Genomic DNA, 15768 nt, shown 5'->3' with positions numbered 1-15768 from the left:
TGTGGGCGGCAGCTGGCGAGCAGGGCGCGTCGAGGGTGTGAATGGACGCGAGCGAGCGAGGCGCGTCGAGAGCGTGAGCGGCAGCGGGCGAGCAGAGCGCGTCGAGGGTGTGAAGAGAAGCGCACGAGCAGGGTGCGTCGAGAGCGTGAGCGGCGGTGGACGGGCAGAGCGCCATCGAGGATGTGAGCGGCAACGGGCGAGTGGGGCGCGGGCGGACCTGGGAGAGCAGGCCCGCCCGCACGCGCTGCCTCACTTCGGTTCGTCGTGTTCCCCGCCGAACCACGATCCGGCCGGCGCATGGTCGTCGTCACCGTGTCTCCGCGCCTGCGCCTGCGCCGAAGACCCCGCCGCGGAAGACTCCGCCGCGGGAGACTCCGGCGGCATTGGCCCGGCAACAGGAGAAATTGGCGAGGCACCTGGGGAAGTCGGGTCGGTACTTGGGGGAGTTGGCCCAGCAGCAGGAGGGGGAAGAGAAGGAAAACGAGGAGCAGAAGACATGGCGGCATGCCGCCCTGCGTCCGCAATCTCCTCTCGATCACTGAACCCGCGCCCAACCTCCGGCAAGCCGAATGACACCTCGGCCTCAGGAAATTCGACCACGGACTCCCGCCGCCGAGACCCGAACCCCGCGTCACCCACCACGACAGGTGCGGCTCCGGCCGACCCCCACGGCACCTCGCCACCGCCGAACCCAGCCGTAGGACGAGTCACCGACGACCCCGAACCGGCCTGGCCCGGCATAGAAAGATCACCCGTAGGCCGCGAAGCGAACTCCGAGTCCGAAACGACAGACCCAGACCCAGACCTGGACCCGAGCCCGAACCCGGACCCCAGCTCGGACCGGGACCCGGACCCAGACCGCTGCTCAAGCACGGACCCGGTCCGCGAGCCCGGCTGAAACTCGGATCCGGTCCGCGAGCCCGGCTGAAACTCGGATCCGGTCCGCGAGCCCGGCTGAAATTCGGATCCGGTCCGCGAGCCCGGCCCGGTCCCGGACCCGGCCGCCACCTCATCCGAAGTCGCCAGCCCGGAACCCGACCCAGACCCCAGCCCAGATCCGGACCCATCCCGCTCCTGAGACCCGGACCCGGTCCGCGAGTCCAACCCAGCTCCGGACCCGGCAGCCCTCAAAGCTGAAGCCGCCAGCCCAGACCCAGACCCCTCCCGCTCCTGAGATCCGGACCCGGACCCGGCGGCCACCTCATCCGAAGCCACCAGCCCAGACCCGACCCCAGCCCCAGCCCCAGCAGCCCCCTGCCGCCCACTCCCCACAGGCCACAATCGAGGCCGCCGCCGAGCAGCCAGATCCTCAACCCACCCGAACGCCACCACCGCCAGCAACGTCAACCCCAGCGAAGCGACCAGATCCGTAGGCCCGTCCAACTCCCCAAGATCATCCAGCGCCAGCACCGTCAGAACAGGCCAGATGGTCGCGATCGCGATGTTGTGCCAGAGATAGATCGTCACCGCCCGCGCGTTCAACAGATTGACCGCCCCGTCCACCCGCGGCCGACGCTCGAGCCACGACATGTCCGGCTGCCACCGCAACGCCAGCAGGACGAAGGCCAGTGACCACAACGCCTGCGACTCCGATACCTCGTTGAGGTCCCAGCCCGACTCCGAAGCGTGCCCCCGCAGCCAGTACAACGCGGCCAGCCCCATGAGCGCCGAGGCCGCGACCACCAGGCCCGGCCGGATCCGGGCCAGTCGACCGTCGTGATGCGCGAAGCCGGCGATCCAGCATGCGCCGTAGGTCGCGAAATCCCACATGGCCGCGTCCGCCCGCCCGAACGGCAGCGAGAAGCCCGTCTTGTCGAGGATCGCGATCAGCACGATCGGCGCCGCCACCGCGGCCCAGCCGATCTTCTTGTACGCCAGGTACAGCACCGGCGACAGCACCACGAACCACAGGTACGCCCGGATGTACCAGAGCGGCTCCCAGACGTCGATCCCCTTCTCGCTGCCCGGCGGGTCTCCGATCGGCAGCAGCCACAGGCCGAGTTTCCAGCTCAGCGGTTCGTCCCCGCCGTCCTCGTCGGTCCAGCCCAGGTACAGCATCGCCGGCACCGCGATCACCGCCAGCAGCCACAGCGGGGGCAGCAGCCGGCGCAGCCGCGAGGTGATCACCGAGCCCGCCGAGCGCCGGTCCAGGGATGCTGCTGTCAGCGATCCGGCCAGGGCGAACATGATGCCCATCGCGGGCAGCAGGATCGACAGCCACGGCCAGCCGAACAGGTGGTAGACGATCACCCGGACGATGGCGGCGGCGCGGAGCAGGTCCAGATAGCGGTTGCGCACCGGAGCACGCTAGCGATGCCCACCTCCCTTTCAGCACCTCCGGAGCGGTCCACAAGTACGCCCGGCCGGGTTACCCCGAAGGGGTGAAGTGTCCGGATTGTCAGTGCGATTGTGCGTCGCCGGTGATCTGTCCGGAGTCAGGAAAGTCCAGGTCAGGATGCCTGTCGCCGGGTTGTGGGGGAGAACTGGCCGAAACCTGCGGTAGTCACCGTTGCGTGGTGCCGCCGTTGGTCCTCCTCGGAGGCGGCGTGCACGGGCGCGGCGCATGAGGCAAAGGGAGACACACGGGATGCGCAAGCCTGCTGTCGTAGTGACCGCCGCGGTCTCGGCGGTGCTGGCCGGCGGGATCATGGTGGCCACCACCGCGGGTGCGGAGGAGACTCCGGCCACGCCGGCGGCGCCGTCGATGGTTCTGCCCGACCTGCCGGCCATCCCGCAACTTCCGGCCGACGGCGGCGTACCCGCGACTGCCGGGCTGCCCGCCGTACCCGGGGATCCGGCTGCTCCCGCCGGTCAGCTGACGCCCACCTCCGGCGCTCATGCCCCCGCCCGGCCCGGGGGTGTCGCCGATCCGGCGAAGCCGGCGGCGGACCAGCCGGCCGCGCCCGGCGCCGCGACCACAGCTGCCCGCCCGGCGGCTGACGCGGCGACCCGACCGGCGGCCGGCGCCCCGGCGGCGGCCAAGCCCGATGTCAAGGCCGACGACCGGGCCGACGAGAAGCCGGCGGCCGACAAGCCCACCCGCGGGGGCAAGCCGAACGCCTTCTCGGCCGCCCAGCGGGACGTGACCACCAGCCAGGCCCTCTCCACCGACCCCGGCGGCAGCGTCCAGCAGCAGGCGTTGACGCTGGTCAACGAGAACCGGCAGCGTGGCGGTTGCGACAAGCTCACCGTCGACCGGCGGCTGATCGTGGCGGCGAACCGGCATGCCGCCGAGATGGCGCGGCGCGGCTACTTCGCGCACGAGGACTCGCGCGGGCAGCGGGCCGGTGACCGGGTCGAGGACGCCGGCTACCGGTGGTCGCGCTACGGCGAGAACATCGCCCGTGGCCAGGACAGCGTCGCCGAGGTCGTCGACGGCTGGATGAAGAGCCCCGAGCACCGCGAGAACATCATGGACTGTGGTCTGCGCGAGGTGGGCGTCGGGCTGGCCTTCAGTGTCGACCGTACGCCGTACTGGGTCCAGGACTTCGCCACCCCGCAGTGACCGGGAGAAAGCGCTGAGCGACCACCCCTGTGTTTGACGTCCCGGATTGATGCCACAGTCGTTCGGCGGACCTTCCCAGGTGCACGGATGTGCTTCGATGTGCGGACACATCTCCTGGGGAGGACGATTTTGGGAGTGCAGCGGGTTTCCGCACGCCTCGCGACCGCCGTGCTGGCGGTGGCGGTCGGCGGGGGGCTCGGCGCTGTGGTGCTGTCCCCGGGCGCGGCCGGCGCCGCGACCCGGACGGTGAGCGCCGCACCGGTCACCGCCGTCGTCGTCACGAAGGCCGCCGCGGCTTCGTGCTCGACGGGCAAGTACCAGAAGCAGGTCGAGGGTTACCTCAAGAAGATCGGCGGCTACGGCACGGTCTCGGTCGACGGCAAGCAGTCGGCCAAGGACTGCGCCGCGATCAAGAAGTTCCAGGTCCGCTTCGGCATCAAGCCGGCCGCGGGCCTGGCCGGGCCGACGACGTACGGAGTGGCCAAGCGGCTCGCCGCCACGAAGACGTCGAAGTGCAAGGCCAAGAAGTCGGGCTACACGTTCTGCGTGGACCTGACGAACCAGACGACCTGGGTGATGAAGAACGGCAAGGTCTACGCCAAGCCGACGGTCACCCGGACCGGCATGAAGGGGTACCGCACGCCGTCGGGCTCCTTCAAGATCAACAAGCGCACCAAGAAGGAATGGTCCGACCCGTACGAGGTGTGGCTGCCGTACTGGCAGCGCTTCATCGGCGGCCGGGGCTTCCACCAGACGACCACGTACATCCACGATGCGTGGCGGGGCTCGCACGGCTGCGTCAACCTGCTGCCGGCGGACGCCAAGAAGTACTACAAGATCGGCAAGATCGGCATGACGGTCAAGGTCATCGGCCGTCGGTCGGGCACCTGATCAGGTAGGCAAGCGCAGAGACGGCCCGCCGGCCTGAGCCGGTGGGCCGTCTTTCTTTTCCGGTACGGGGTCAGGCCGCGAGCTCCTGGTGGCTCGTCCGGGCGTGCGTGGTGAGCACGTCGTGACCGGGGAAGGCCTTCTCGTCGCCGGACGCGGTGAACACCCGCAGGCCCTGCCGGGTCAGCGTGTACGTGACGTCGGTGAAGTGGCTCACCGTGTCGTCGTGGTGCACGATCGTCAGTTCGTCGGCGCGCAGCATGGTCCCGTCCTTCGCGTACGCAGGTGGTGCACGTGACCTGGATTACGGTTGCCGGGCCGCCCCCGGTTCAATCCGTCGGCCGATTGTGCCTTCCGGCAGGCCCCTTGACCAGGCCCGCCACTGAGCCTGCCGCCTCGCCTTGACCTGCGCAGTCGGCCACAGGTCGGCCGTCGGGCGGATTACCGACACCTACCTGGTATCAAATCGTTCCGACCGATATAGATCAGCTGTCCGATCGGCCCGGGTTTTTCGTCGGTGCCCCGGCATAGAGTGGCGCTCGTGTCCCGCCCCCACCGCCGCGCCCGCACCCTGCTGGTCGCGTTCGTCCTGCTGCCACCCCTGACCGCGGCCTCCTGCGGCGACGAGCCGTCCCGCCTCACGGTCGGCGCCGCCGCGATGGGCACCGTCGCCGAGATCGTCGAGGCCTCCGGCTCGGTGACCGCCCGCGCCGCCGCCACGGTCACCTCGCCGGCCGAGGGCACCCTCGCCGAGCTGCGCTTCGACGCCGGTGACCAGGTCCGTAAGGGCCAGGTGGTCGCGGTGGTCGACTCACCCGCCGCCGAGCGCCGCCTGGAGCAGGCCGCCCGGGCCCTCGACGCGGCCTCCTCGGGCGGCGTGCCGTCCACCGGGGGCACCGCGGCATTCACCGCCGCCCAGCACCGCACCGACCAGCGCGCCGACAAGGCGTTCACCGACGCCCGCAAGGCCGCCGACAAGGTCACTGACGCCGAGCTCAAGACCGCGCTCCTGGCCCAGGTGCGGGCCGCCCAGCAGCAATACGAGGCCGCCTCGGACGCGGCCGGCGCAGCCCTGCGCTCGGTGCAGCGCGGCGTCGCCGGCCTCGGCCAGGCGGTCAACGCCCTCGGCACGGCCCAGCGGCTCCAGGCCCAGCAGGCGTACGACCTGGCCGAGGCGGCCGTCGACGCGCTCACCCTGCGCGCCCCCGTCTCCGGCGTCGTCCAGCTCGGCGGCACCGCCGCGGGCGGCACGTCCTCGCTCACCGATCTGCTCGCCGACCCGGCCTCCGCGGCCGCTGCCGGTGCGCCGGCGCAGGCGCCCGTCGCCGGGGTCGATCCGGCCGTGCCGCAGGGCGCCACGGTCGGCGCGGGCACCCCGATCCTCACCATCGTCGACACCGGCAAGCTCGGCCTGGCCGCCGAGGTCGACGAGACCGACGTGCTGCTCGTGCGGGCCGGTGGCAAGGCGACCGCGGAGCTCGACGCTGCCACCGGCGCGACCTACGAGGCGAGCGTGCGCGCCGTCGACCTGCTGCCGACCACGTCCGCGCGCGGCGGCGTCTCCTATCGTGTGCGGCTCACTCTGGGCAAGGGCCGCTATGCGGACGGCCGGCCCGCGCCCACGCCGCGGCCGGGCATGAGCGCCATCGTCCGGCTCCAGGTGCGCCAGGCCGACGACGCGGTGACCGTGCCGGCGTCCGCCGTGGTGTCCGCCGACGGCCGCGACACCGTCTGGACCGTCCGCGGCGGCAAGGCCGAGCGGGTGCCGGTCACGCTCGGGGTCCAGGGTGAGGACGTCGTGCAGGTGGTCTCCGGCATCGGCGCCGGCCAGCAGATCATCGTGGGCGGTGCCGACCAGGTCAGTCCCGGGCAGACCGTGCCGTGAGCGACATCCCGGCCATCGTGGCCACGGACGTCTCGCGCACGTACGAGCTGGACGGCGTCTCCGTCGCCGCCCTGCGCGGCGTCTCCCTGACCGTGCACGACGGCGACTACCTGGCCATCGTCGGCACCTCCGGCTCCGGCAAGTCCACCCTCATGCACCTGCTCGGCGGGCTCGACCGGCCCACCGGCGGCACTCTGCTCATCGGCGGCCGGGACGTCGCCACGCTCTCACCGCCCGAGATGGCCCGGCTGCGCAACGAGACCATCGGCTTCGTCTTCCAGTCGTTCCATCTGCTCACCCGCACCACGGCCCGCGACAACGTGGCCCTGCCGCTGGTCTACCGCGGCGTCGGCCGCCGGGAACGCCGGGCCCGGGCCGGCGAGATGCTGGAACGCGTCGGCCTGGCCCACCGGATGGACCACCGGCCCAACCAGATGTCCGGCGGTGAGCAGCAGCGGGTGGCCATCGCCCGCGCGCTGGTCACCGGGCCGTCGGTGCTGCTGGCCGACGAGCCCACCGGCAATCTCGACACGACCACCGGCCGGTCGGTGCTGACCCTGCTCGAGTCGCTCAACGCCGACGGCGTGGCCGTCGTCCTGGTCACCCACGACCGCGAGGTCGCCGAGCGCGCCCACCGGCAGATCGTGATGCGCGACGGGCTGATCGTCGAGCCCGCCCCGGCCGCCGGGGACGGCCCCGCGTGAGAGTCGCCGAGGCCTGGCGGGTCGCCCTCGACGCGCTGCGCGCCAACCGGCTGCGCAGCGTGCTCACCATGCTCGGCGTGGTCATCGGCGTGGCCGCGGTGGTCGCGCTGGTGGCCATCGGCACGGGCACCAAGCAGCAGATCGAGCAGCAGGTCGAGGGCCTCGGCTCAAATCTGCTCATCGTCGTGCCGGGCCGGCTCGAGGCCGGCTCCGCGCCGTCGGTGTCGACGCTGTCGCTCGACGACGTCGACGCCGTCTCCCGGGTCGTCGGCGACCGCAACCGGGTCGCGGTGACGGTGGCCTCCGGCGAGACCGTACGCGCGGGCAGCCGCAGCTCGTTCGCCAGCATGCAGGGTGTCCTCGAGACCACCCCGAGCGTCTTCGTCCGGCGCCTCGACCGGGGCACCTACCTCACCCGCTCGGACGTCAACACCGCCCGCCGCGTCGCGGTCCTGGGCGCCGGCGTGGCCGGCCAGCTCTTCGGCGACCGGGATCCGATCGGCCGGCAGATCACCATCGGCGGTGTCCGGTTCCGGGTGATCGGCACCTTCGAGGCGCTCGGCCAGAGCCTCGGCGTGGACCGCGACAGCGAGGTGCACATCCCCGTCACGGCTGCCCAGCGGCTGCTCGGCACCGACCGCATCGACGCCCTGGCGATCCGCGCGCCCGACCGGGAACGCATCGACACCCTCGGCACCGACATCGTCGCGGCCCTCGGCAAGCGCCACCCCGAGAGCGACTTCAGCGCGGTCACCCAGGAGCAGATCCTCGGCGTGCTGGGCGACATCCTGGGCGTGCTGACCGGTGTCCTGGCCGCCATCGCCGGGATCAGCCTGCTGGTCGGCGGCGTCGGCGTCTCCAACATCATGCTGGTGTCGGTGCGGGAACGCACCAGAGAGATCGGCCTGCGCAAGGCGGTCGGCGCCCGGCCCCGCGACATCGGCGTGCAGTTCCTGCTCGAAGCTGTCCTGCTCACCACGATCGGAGGCGTCATCGGTATGGCGCTGGGCATCTCCGCCGCGCTGCTCGTCGACCGGCTGTCCCCGGTGCCGGCCGCCGTCACCTGGTGGTCGCTGGCCCTGGCGTTCGGGGTGTCGGCGCTGGTCGGCATCGTCTTCGGCGTCGTGCCCGCGCAACGCGCCGGCCGCCTCGATCCCGTCGTCGCGCTGCGGACCGAATGACCACGACCGTCCGCGAGCGCCGCACCGTGCCGGCTCCACTGCTCGTCCTCACCGCCATCGCGTCCGTCCAGGTCGGCAGCGCCGTCGCCCGCACACTGTTCGACGACCTCGGCGCGGCCGGCGTCACGCTGCTGCGCCTGTTGATCGCGGCCGTCGTCCTCGGCGTCGCGTTCCGCCCCCGGATCGGTGGCTGGTCCGCCGCGGCATGGCGGGCCGCCGGGCTGCTCGGCGTGGCCATGGCGGGCATGAATCTGCTCTTCTACCTGGCCCTGCGCACGGTCCCGCTCGGCGTCGGCGTGACGGTCGAGTTCCTCGGACCGCTGCTGCTCACGCTGGTGCAGACCCGGCGGCTGGTCGACCTGCTGTGGGCCGTGCTGGCCGCCGGGGGAGTCGCCCTGCTCGGTCTCGGGTCCGGGTTCACGGCGCCGCTGGGTGGACTGCTGCTGGCGTTCGCGGCCGGGCTCTGCTGGGCCGGTTACATCCTGGCCAGCGCGCACCTGGGCACCTTGGTCCCGGGCACGGGCGGGCTGGCGGTGGCGCTTGCCGTGGCGGCGGTGCTCGTTCTGCCGTTCGGCGCGAGCGGTGCTTCCGCCGTACTGGATCATCCGTCTCTGCTCGCCGGCGCGGCCGCGGTCGCGTTGCTGTCGTCGGTCCTGTCCTACGGTCTGGAGATCAACGCGCTGCGGCGCATGCCCACCCGGGTGTTCGGCATCCTGATGAGCCTGGAGCCGGCCGCCGCGGCCGTCGCCGGCCTCGTGGTGCTGCACCAGCGGCTCGGCCTGCGCGAGGTCGTGGCGCTGCTGCTGGTGAGTCTGGCCAGCCTGGGCGTCACTCTGGCCCAGCGCGAACCGGCACCCCCACCCACCTCACCGGCCTGACCGGCGCGGCCAAAACCTCATGTCCGGGCCCGGGAGGCCGAACAAAGAACGTGTCGCTCAGGGTCCACGCCCCCGCATACGAGCTACGCGATCTGCACGGAGCCTCTCGTGCGGTCGCGTACCTCGCGCTGGCCGCGTCGCCTTACGTGTTCGTGACGTCGTACATCGACCCGGGCGTCAACCTGATCACTCTGATCGTGTCCGCGGTGATCTCTGTCCTGATGGCGTTCACGGGTGTGCTCTGCTGGCGCCGGCCCGCCGCCTTACCCCGGTCGGGCTGGTTCATCGCCCCGATCCTGGCCACCGCGGTGGTGGCCGGCCTGAACTTCGCCACCCACGACGCGTCCACCGGCTCGCAGCTCTTCTACCTCTGGCCCATCCTGTACGCGGCGAACTTCCTCAGCCGCCGCGTCCTGTACCTCAACCTGCTCCTGGTGTACGCGGGCGACGCGGCCACCGTGTTCGCGGTCCTCGGGCCCCAGCGCGGCGCCTCGGACTGGGTCGCCATGGTGCTGGCCATGACGATGGCCGCCACCGTGGTGCAGAGTCTGCGGGTCCGCGCCGACCGGCTGCGTGACGTCCTGGAACGGCAGGCGAACGCGGACCACCTCACCGGCCTGGCCAACCGCCGCTACTTCGACGACGCGCTGGTCGCCGAGGCCGCCTGGGCCCGGCGCACCGACGGCGCCCTGGCCCTGCTCACGGTCGACCTGGACCACTTCAAGACGATCAACGACACCTTCGGCCACGCCGAGGGCGACCGGGTGCTGCAGGCGGTCGCCGACGCGATGCGCGACGTCGTCGGCGAGACCGGCGTCGCGGCCCGGCTGGGCGGCGACGAGTTCGTCATGCTGCTGCGGATGGGGCGGCGCGCCGCCGTGGGCGTCGCCGACGCCCTGCGTTCCGCGATCGCCGACCGCACCGACCTGCTGGGCGGCCCGCCGGGCGTGAGTATCGGCATCGCGGTGCTGCCCGGCGACGCCGGCACGGTGGAAGACCTGGTCGCGGCGTCGGACGCGGCGCTCTACGAGGCGAAGACGTCGGGCCGCGGCCGGGTGTCCGTCGCCGGCGAACGGCACAACGTCGACCAGGTGCCTAGCTTTGTTCCGGAGTCCCGGTCCTGACCAGCCCGAGAATCTCCCGGCGCATCCGCGGGTAGGGACCCCAGCCGTCCCGCAGCACATGGATGTAGATCGCCTCGAGCGCCACCTCGATCCGCTGCGCCAGCTCCTGATCATCGGGCAGCCCGAGCCGCGCAGCCCGGGCGAAGTGATCGAGCGCCTCCATGTGCCGCCCCTGATCAAAGGCGCTGCGACCGGCGTTCTCGTGCACAACGCTGCGCAGCAGCTCCGGCGCCTCCGAACTGGCGGCCTGCTCGAACAGCCGATCGGCCTCGGCGTAGTCCCCCCGCAACCGCAACACGTGCGCCAGCTCGGCCTGCGCGATGACGAGGGCCTGCACATCCCCGGCCGACTCGGCGTGAGCCAGCGCCAGCCGGCTCGCCGCCGCGGCCATACCGAGCTCGCCCAGCAGCCGGTACACCTCGGCCCGCACACTGAGCAGCCCGGCCCGGGCGACGTTGTCCTGCTCGTCGGCCAGCGGCCCGTCGAGCCGCTCACCGAGCTCCCGCAGCGCGTCCCGGTCGTCCACGACCTCGCGCAGCGTGGCACCGTCCAGCCGCCACCGGATCGCGGCCAGATCCTCCGGACCCAGGGGCCTGGGCCGGCCCGGGGCGGCGGGCTTGATCTCGGTGGGCTCCGGCCCGGGTACGAGCAGCGCCCCGGCCTCGTCGTCGAGTTTCGAGGGCGCACCAGGCGCCGGCCCGCCGCTGGTCGGCTGAGCGTCGCTCGGCTCGGGCTGATCCGGGGCGGCGACCTCCTCCGGTGACACCGTGGTGGTGGCGCCGGCGATCCCGTTCATCAGTCCGGTGATGTCCAGGTTCAGCACGACCCCGTCGGCCTTCGCCTGCTCGGCGTTCTCCGGGGCCGCCTTCGGCTTGGCCCCGAACCACGTGGGCCCGAGATCCGAGTCGGCGTACTTGCGCGGCTCCGACGGCCCCGACGTGATCAGCCGCCCGATCGGCGCGGCGTTCGCGGCGGGGTTCGGGCCGGGCCGGGTGGCCGGCGGGACCGGGGAGACCGGCGTGGCGCTGCCCGCACCGGGTTTCGGGCTGTGCTGCGGCTTGACCTCCGCGGGGGCGGCAGTGGCCGGCTGCGCTTCGGCAGGCCGCGTGGTCGGCACTCCGCCGGTCCGGAAGGCGGCTTCGGCCAGTTGCTTCGCTTGTTGCTGGCGGGCGAGCTCCGCGGCGCGGCGGGCCTCCTCCGCCTGGCGGGCGGCTTCGGCCTGCCGGGTCGCTTCGGCGTGCTGTTCGGCTTCGAGCTGGCGGGCCGCGATTGCTGCCTGGCGGGTCGCTTCGGCCTGGCGGTCGGCTTCCTCGGCCTGGCGTGCGGCCTCGGCTCGGCGGGCGGCGTCGGCCTGGCGTGCGGCTTCGGCTTGACGGGCGGTCGCTTCGGCTTGGCGGGCTGCGATCTCCGCTCGGCGGGCGGCTTCGGCGCGGCGGGCGGCCGCTTCAGCCTCGCGGGCTGCGATCTCCGCCTGGCGGGCGGCCTCGGCCTGGCGTGCGGCTTCCGCTTGGCGTGCGGCTTCCGCCTGGCGTGCTGCTTCAGCGTGGCGCGCGGCTTCGGCCTGGCGTGCGGCTTCGGTTTGGCGGGCGGCCTCGGCTTGGCGGGCGGCCTCGGCCTGCCTGACAGCCAGCTGGGCCTGATGTGCGGCTTCGGCTTGCCGGGCGGCCTCTGCTTGTCGCGCAGCGATCTCCGCCTGCCTGGCCGCTTCCGCCTGACGCGCGGCTTCGGCCTGACGCGCGGCTTCGGCCTGACGCGCGGCTTCGGCCTGACGGGCGCCTGCCGCCTGGCGAGCCTGTTCCGCTTGGCGTGCGGCGTCGGCTTGGCGTGCGGCGTCGGCCTGGCGTGCGGCTTCAGCTTGGCGTGCGGCGTCGGCCTGGCGTGCGGCTTCAGCTTGGCGTGCGGCGTCGGCCTGGCGTGCCGCGTCGGCCTGGCGGGCGGCCTCCGCCTGCTGCGCCGCGGCCCGCCGAGCTGCCTCTTCCGACCGGTGCTGGTCCGCCGGATCGCCGTGACGCGGCTGCGCGGGCACGCCCATCGGCCGCACCGGAAGCACGGGCTCCGCTTGATCCGGACCACCGTGCCGCGGCTGACCGGGCCGGCCCTGAACGCCGGGATCGGCGAGATAGCTTTGGGCTGCCTGCCCCGAACCGTCCGCCTCGCCCGGCCGCTGCGCGGGCACCTGGAACGGCCGGTCGACGGGAGGCTGCTGTGGGCTGCGGTGCTGCCCCGGTACGTCGGCGTAGGCCGCCGGCTCGCCACCGGCGGGCGCGGGAGAACCCGGCCGGACCATGCCGACCGTCGGCATCTCCGGCTGAGGGCTGATGAGCGGCAGCTCACCGGTGACCGGGCCATCGACGCCGGGCCGGGCCGGAAGAACCTCGCCCTCGAGCGCGGTCGGCCCGCCCGTGACAGGTCGGACCTGGGCGGGAACGTCGTACGCGGTGACCCCCGGCTGCGGTGCGCCAACGGTCGGAGCAGTACGGGACGGCGGCCGCTGCGAAGGCGGCACAGCGGTCGGCGTACCCGTGGAGAGAATCATCGCGGTCCGCGGCCCACCGACGATCGGCCGCTCAGCGGTCGACCCGTCGTCGAACGACGCCCGGCCGCGCGAAGCGTTGGCGGCGGGCGGGGCAGCCGGCCCGCCACGACGACCCCGAGGTGTGGCGAGGCGCGGATCGGTGTCCTGCGGCGACGAGAACCGCGGATCGTGCACCGGCACACCGCGCGGATCGGTGGCCGCCGGAAACGCCTGGGGCGACGCGAGCCGCGCGTCGGCACCCTGCGGCGGCGGAGCGAGCCGGGCGTTCTGCCCCGGCTGCTGAGCATCCTGACCAGGCAACTGCTGAGCGGCCCAGGCGTCCTGCGCAGGCGGCTGGATGAGCCGCGGGTCCGGCCCGGGCACCGCACCCCGCGGCGAGAACCGGGGACCGTGCACCGGAACGCCATGTGGATCGGTCCCGGCCGGGAAGCCGAGCGAGGACGCGACGCGCGGATCCTGCGTCTGACCATCATTGGCCCACGGGGTGAAAGCCGCCGGGGCCTGCGCCGCCGCCGGGCTCTGCGGCGACTCGCCGACCGCGGGCCGCCGGATCGGCGTGGGCGCGGACGGCGGCACCGGCGGAGGCGCAGCGGCCGGCATGACGGGCGGCCGGTCACGCGGCCCCGCCGGGCTGACGGGCGGCGCCTCCGCGGCGCGCCGATCCGCCGAGGGCATCACCCCCGGCCGCAGACCGTCAGGAACCGGCCCGGCCGGACTGACCGGAGCCCGCCCGGCACCACCGGAAGCATCGCGTCCCTGATCAAACGCGGCCGGAGCCTGCCCGGCGCCACCGGAAGCATCCCGCCTTTGATCGAACGCGGCCGGAGCCTGCCCGGCGCCACCGGAAGCATCCCGCCCCTGATCGAACGCGGCCGGAGCCTGCCTCGCAACACCCGGTGTGGAATCGAAGGCAGCCGGACTGACCGGTGCCCGTCCCGCGACACCCTGCGCGGCCGGACTGACCGGGGCCTCGTCCGTCACCCCGGACGGCGAGACGAACCCGACCCGCGGCTTCCGCGCACCTCCGGCCCGCCCCTGGTCGACCGCAGCCGGTGCCGCACCCTGCCGCCGCGTCCCCGGCCCGGCCGCCGCCGGCGCCTTCGGCACGTTCGGCAGCGCCGGCGTCACCACCCGAGGCGTCGCCGTCGACGGCGCCGCCTTCACCACCCGCGGCGTAGCCGGCGGGTCGGCCTTCTTGATCACCCGCGGCGGCGCGGGCGGCTTGGCCTTGCTGAGCACGCGTGGCGGCACCGGCGGCGGTGCCTTGCTCAGCACCCGCGGGCCCGCACCGTCGTCCGGCGTCTGCGGTTCCTCGGTCTGGGCCGCCGCCGCAGCCGGCCGCGGCGCCTCGGCGGCGGGCCGGTCGGACCACGGCTCGGCCGGGGCGATCCGCGACTCCTCATCCGGTACGGACGCAGCCGGCCGATCCCACGTGGTCCGCGAAGGCCGGCGGTCCCGCCCCGGGGCCGGCCGACGCTCGTACGGGAGCAGGTCCTCCTCGCGCAGGTCGTCGACGAGCGGGTCGAAGTTCTGATCACGCCGCGGGCGGTAGAGGTCGGCCACGACCTCTTCCTCGGGCTCGTCCGGCACCGGCGGCGACACCCGGGCGCGGCCGGTGACCGGCTGCGGCACGTCGTCGCGGCGGCCCCGGCGCACCGGCTCGTCGATCGGCTCGTCGTCCCAGCTCTCGATGACCCGGGAGCGGCGGGACGCGGTGTAGCGCTGCTGTTCTTCCCAGTCCCGTTCGTCGAAGTCGCGGTCGTCGTACTCGAGTTCGTCGAAGTCGAGGCTGCGGCGCTGCCAGCCTTCGGCGCCGGGCGGCGAGACGGGCGCGGCGTCGAGGTCGGCCGGGGTGAACGCGGGGTCGTCGAGCCAGCTGGGGCGTTCACCGTCGAAGGCCTGCTTGATGCGCTTGTCGCGGTTCGGTGACCGCTGGTAGCCGTCCTGGCGGCGCTGGCGGCGGCGTTCGGCCAGCTCGTCGACGCCCGGATCGAGGGGAATGACCGGCTTCAGCGGGGGTTCCGGAATGTCGGCGAATTCGTCGTCTTCGACGTATCGGGCGCGAATCGGGGGACGGCGGGTATCAGCGCCCCAGCGGGCCGCGACTGCGTCCGCGTACGGATCCCGGGCGGTCGCGGTGGTGTCCGCGTACGGCTGTTTCGGGCCGTCGTCGTACTCCGATTCCCAGTATTCGTCGTCCTCGAAGCTCATCGGGTCACCCCGGCACGACCCGCGGAGGGGCACGACAGTGGCTGCGCCGAGCCGGCCCGCTGTCGCATCCGTGCCCCCCGTCCTCGCCGCCGCGCACGCCCACCCGCGCCCGGTAGCCCTTCCCCGCCGTACGAGTTGGAAGGTTAACCACGGATTTGCGTAGCGCGCTACCGCCCGCGGGAGCGCTTCATCCGGCCCTGGTGGTCCCCCGACCCCGGGAGCCGTCCCGGCGCCGCGGCCCGCCGGAAGAGTTCCATCGACAGACAGTACGGACGCGGGCGCCCAGCGGTTCATTCTCCGGCGTGGGCAAACGGAAGGTTTTTGACAATTGACGTTGAGTGACGACGGCGGCTGCGGCGGTACCCCATTCATGAACCGCTCTCATTGTTTTGGTGAGGTGGCCGGCCACGGAATTTAAGCCATTCTTAATGGCCGGCTGAGGAAAGCAACGAAGAATGGCGCCGGACCGGGCGATCTTGCCCTCACCCACTGTGACCGTGGCGAGGGACACGTCGCGTATCCACGGATCATGGCCGCCCCGGATGTCACGGTGGGAAGCACGGGCCGGCCCGGCGCTGTGCCGGCCCGCGGCGCGCCACCTCATCTCCCGGCGCGACCGCTGAGTGACAGAAACACGACACCGAACGGAAGGGAGCGGATCATGCCGCGTCTCGACCTCGGCGCCGTACGCGCCACCTGCCGGGTGGCGCTGCGCCGCCTGGACTCCTGGACCCTGTCCACGATGAACTCCCCGGCCGGCGGCCGACGCCCCCGTTAAGCCGCCATCCGCCGGGGCCCAGGAACGGCGGCGGGTGCACCCGCCGCCGTTTCGATCCCCGACCTGCCCCCGGGCGTA

At 73.1% G+C, this 15768-nt stretch carries 10 protein-coding genes; 7 read left to right on the top strand and 3 right to left on the bottom strand.

Going from position 1 to position 15768, the window contains the following annotated elements; all coding sequences use genetic code 11:
- Window positions 1-249: 249 nt before the first annotated feature.
- Complete coding sequence (locus tag AB0C12_RS03270) at window positions 250-2298, bottom strand: acyltransferase (RefSeq protein WP_360543624.1); 2049 nt, start codon at window positions 2296-2298, stop codon at window positions 250-252.
- Window positions 2299-2587: 289 nt separating this feature from the next.
- Between AB0C12_RS03270 and AB0C12_RS03265 the strand changes: the two genes are divergently transcribed.
- Complete coding sequence (locus tag AB0C12_RS03265; RefSeq protein WP_360543622.1) at window positions 2588-3505, top strand: CAP domain-containing protein; 918 nt, start codon at window positions 2588-2590, stop codon at window positions 3503-3505.
- A 135-nt stretch (window positions 3506-3640) separates the two neighbouring features.
- On the top strand, window positions 3641-4396 hold the full coding sequence (locus tag AB0C12_RS03260; RefSeq protein ID WP_360543620.1) for a L,D-transpeptidase family protein: 756 nt from the start codon (window positions 3641-3643) through the stop codon (window positions 4394-4396).
- 70 nt (window positions 4397-4466) lie between these two features.
- Here AB0C12_RS03260 and AB0C12_RS03255 read toward each other — a convergent pair whose 3' ends face one another.
- Window positions 4467-4655 carry a hypothetical protein gene (locus AB0C12_RS03255; RefSeq protein WP_360543618.1) on the bottom strand — a complete coding sequence of 63 codons (189 nt, stop codon included), beginning with the start codon at window positions 4653-4655 and terminating at the stop codon, window positions 4467-4469.
- 279 nt (window positions 4656-4934) lie between these two features.
- Between AB0C12_RS03255 and AB0C12_RS03250 the strand changes: the two genes are divergently transcribed.
- Genes AB0C12_RS03250 through AB0C12_RS03230 form a run of 5 tightly spaced genes read left to right on the top strand, consistent with a single transcriptional unit; the run spans window position 4935 to window position 10165 of the window.
- Window positions 4935-6278, top strand: coding sequence for an efflux RND transporter periplasmic adaptor subunit (locus AB0C12_RS03250; RefSeq protein WP_360543616.1), 1344 nt, complete (start codon window positions 4935-4937; stop codon window positions 6276-6278).
- Window positions 6279-6283: 5 nt separating this feature from the next.
- The gene (locus tag AB0C12_RS03245; RefSeq protein WP_360544914.1) at window positions 6284-6982 is read left to right on the top strand and encodes an ABC transporter ATP-binding protein; all 699 of its coding nucleotides are present in this window, start codon (window positions 6284-6286) and stop codon (window positions 6980-6982) included.
- Window positions 6979-8163, top strand: coding sequence for an ABC transporter permease (locus AB0C12_RS03240; protein WP_360543614.1), 1185 nt, complete (start codon window positions 6979-6981; stop codon window positions 8161-8163). Before AB0C12_RS03245 ends, AB0C12_RS03240 begins: the two co-directional genes overlap by 4 nt.
- Window positions 8160-9041, top strand: a complete 882-nt coding sequence (locus tag AB0C12_RS03235; protein ID WP_360543612.1) for an EamA family transporter — start codon at window positions 8160-8162, stop codon at window positions 9039-9041. The genes AB0C12_RS03240 and AB0C12_RS03235 overlap by 4 nt, the downstream gene beginning before the upstream one ends.
- A 50-nt stretch (window positions 9042-9091) precedes the next feature.
- Window positions 9092-10165: a GGDEF domain-containing protein gene (locus AB0C12_RS03230; protein WP_360543610.1), complete on the top strand. Its 1074-nt coding sequence runs from the start codon at window positions 9092-9094 to the stop codon at window positions 10163-10165.
- On the opposite strand, the gene AB0C12_RS03225 is transcribed toward AB0C12_RS03230, so the two are convergent.
- Window positions 10137-15206, bottom strand: a complete 5070-nt coding sequence (locus AB0C12_RS03225) for a hypothetical protein (protein WP_360543608.1) — start codon at window positions 15204-15206, stop codon at window positions 10137-10139. The genes AB0C12_RS03230 and AB0C12_RS03225 overlap by 29 nt on opposite strands.
- Window positions 15207-15768 lie beyond the last annotated feature (562 nt).

Source organism: Actinoplanes sp. NPDC048967 (assembly GCF_040649415.1).
Classification (GTDB): Bacteria; Actinomycetota; Actinomycetes; order Mycobacteriales; family Micromonosporaceae; genus Actinoplanes.
This window is presented reverse-complemented; position numbering and strand designations above follow the sequence as displayed.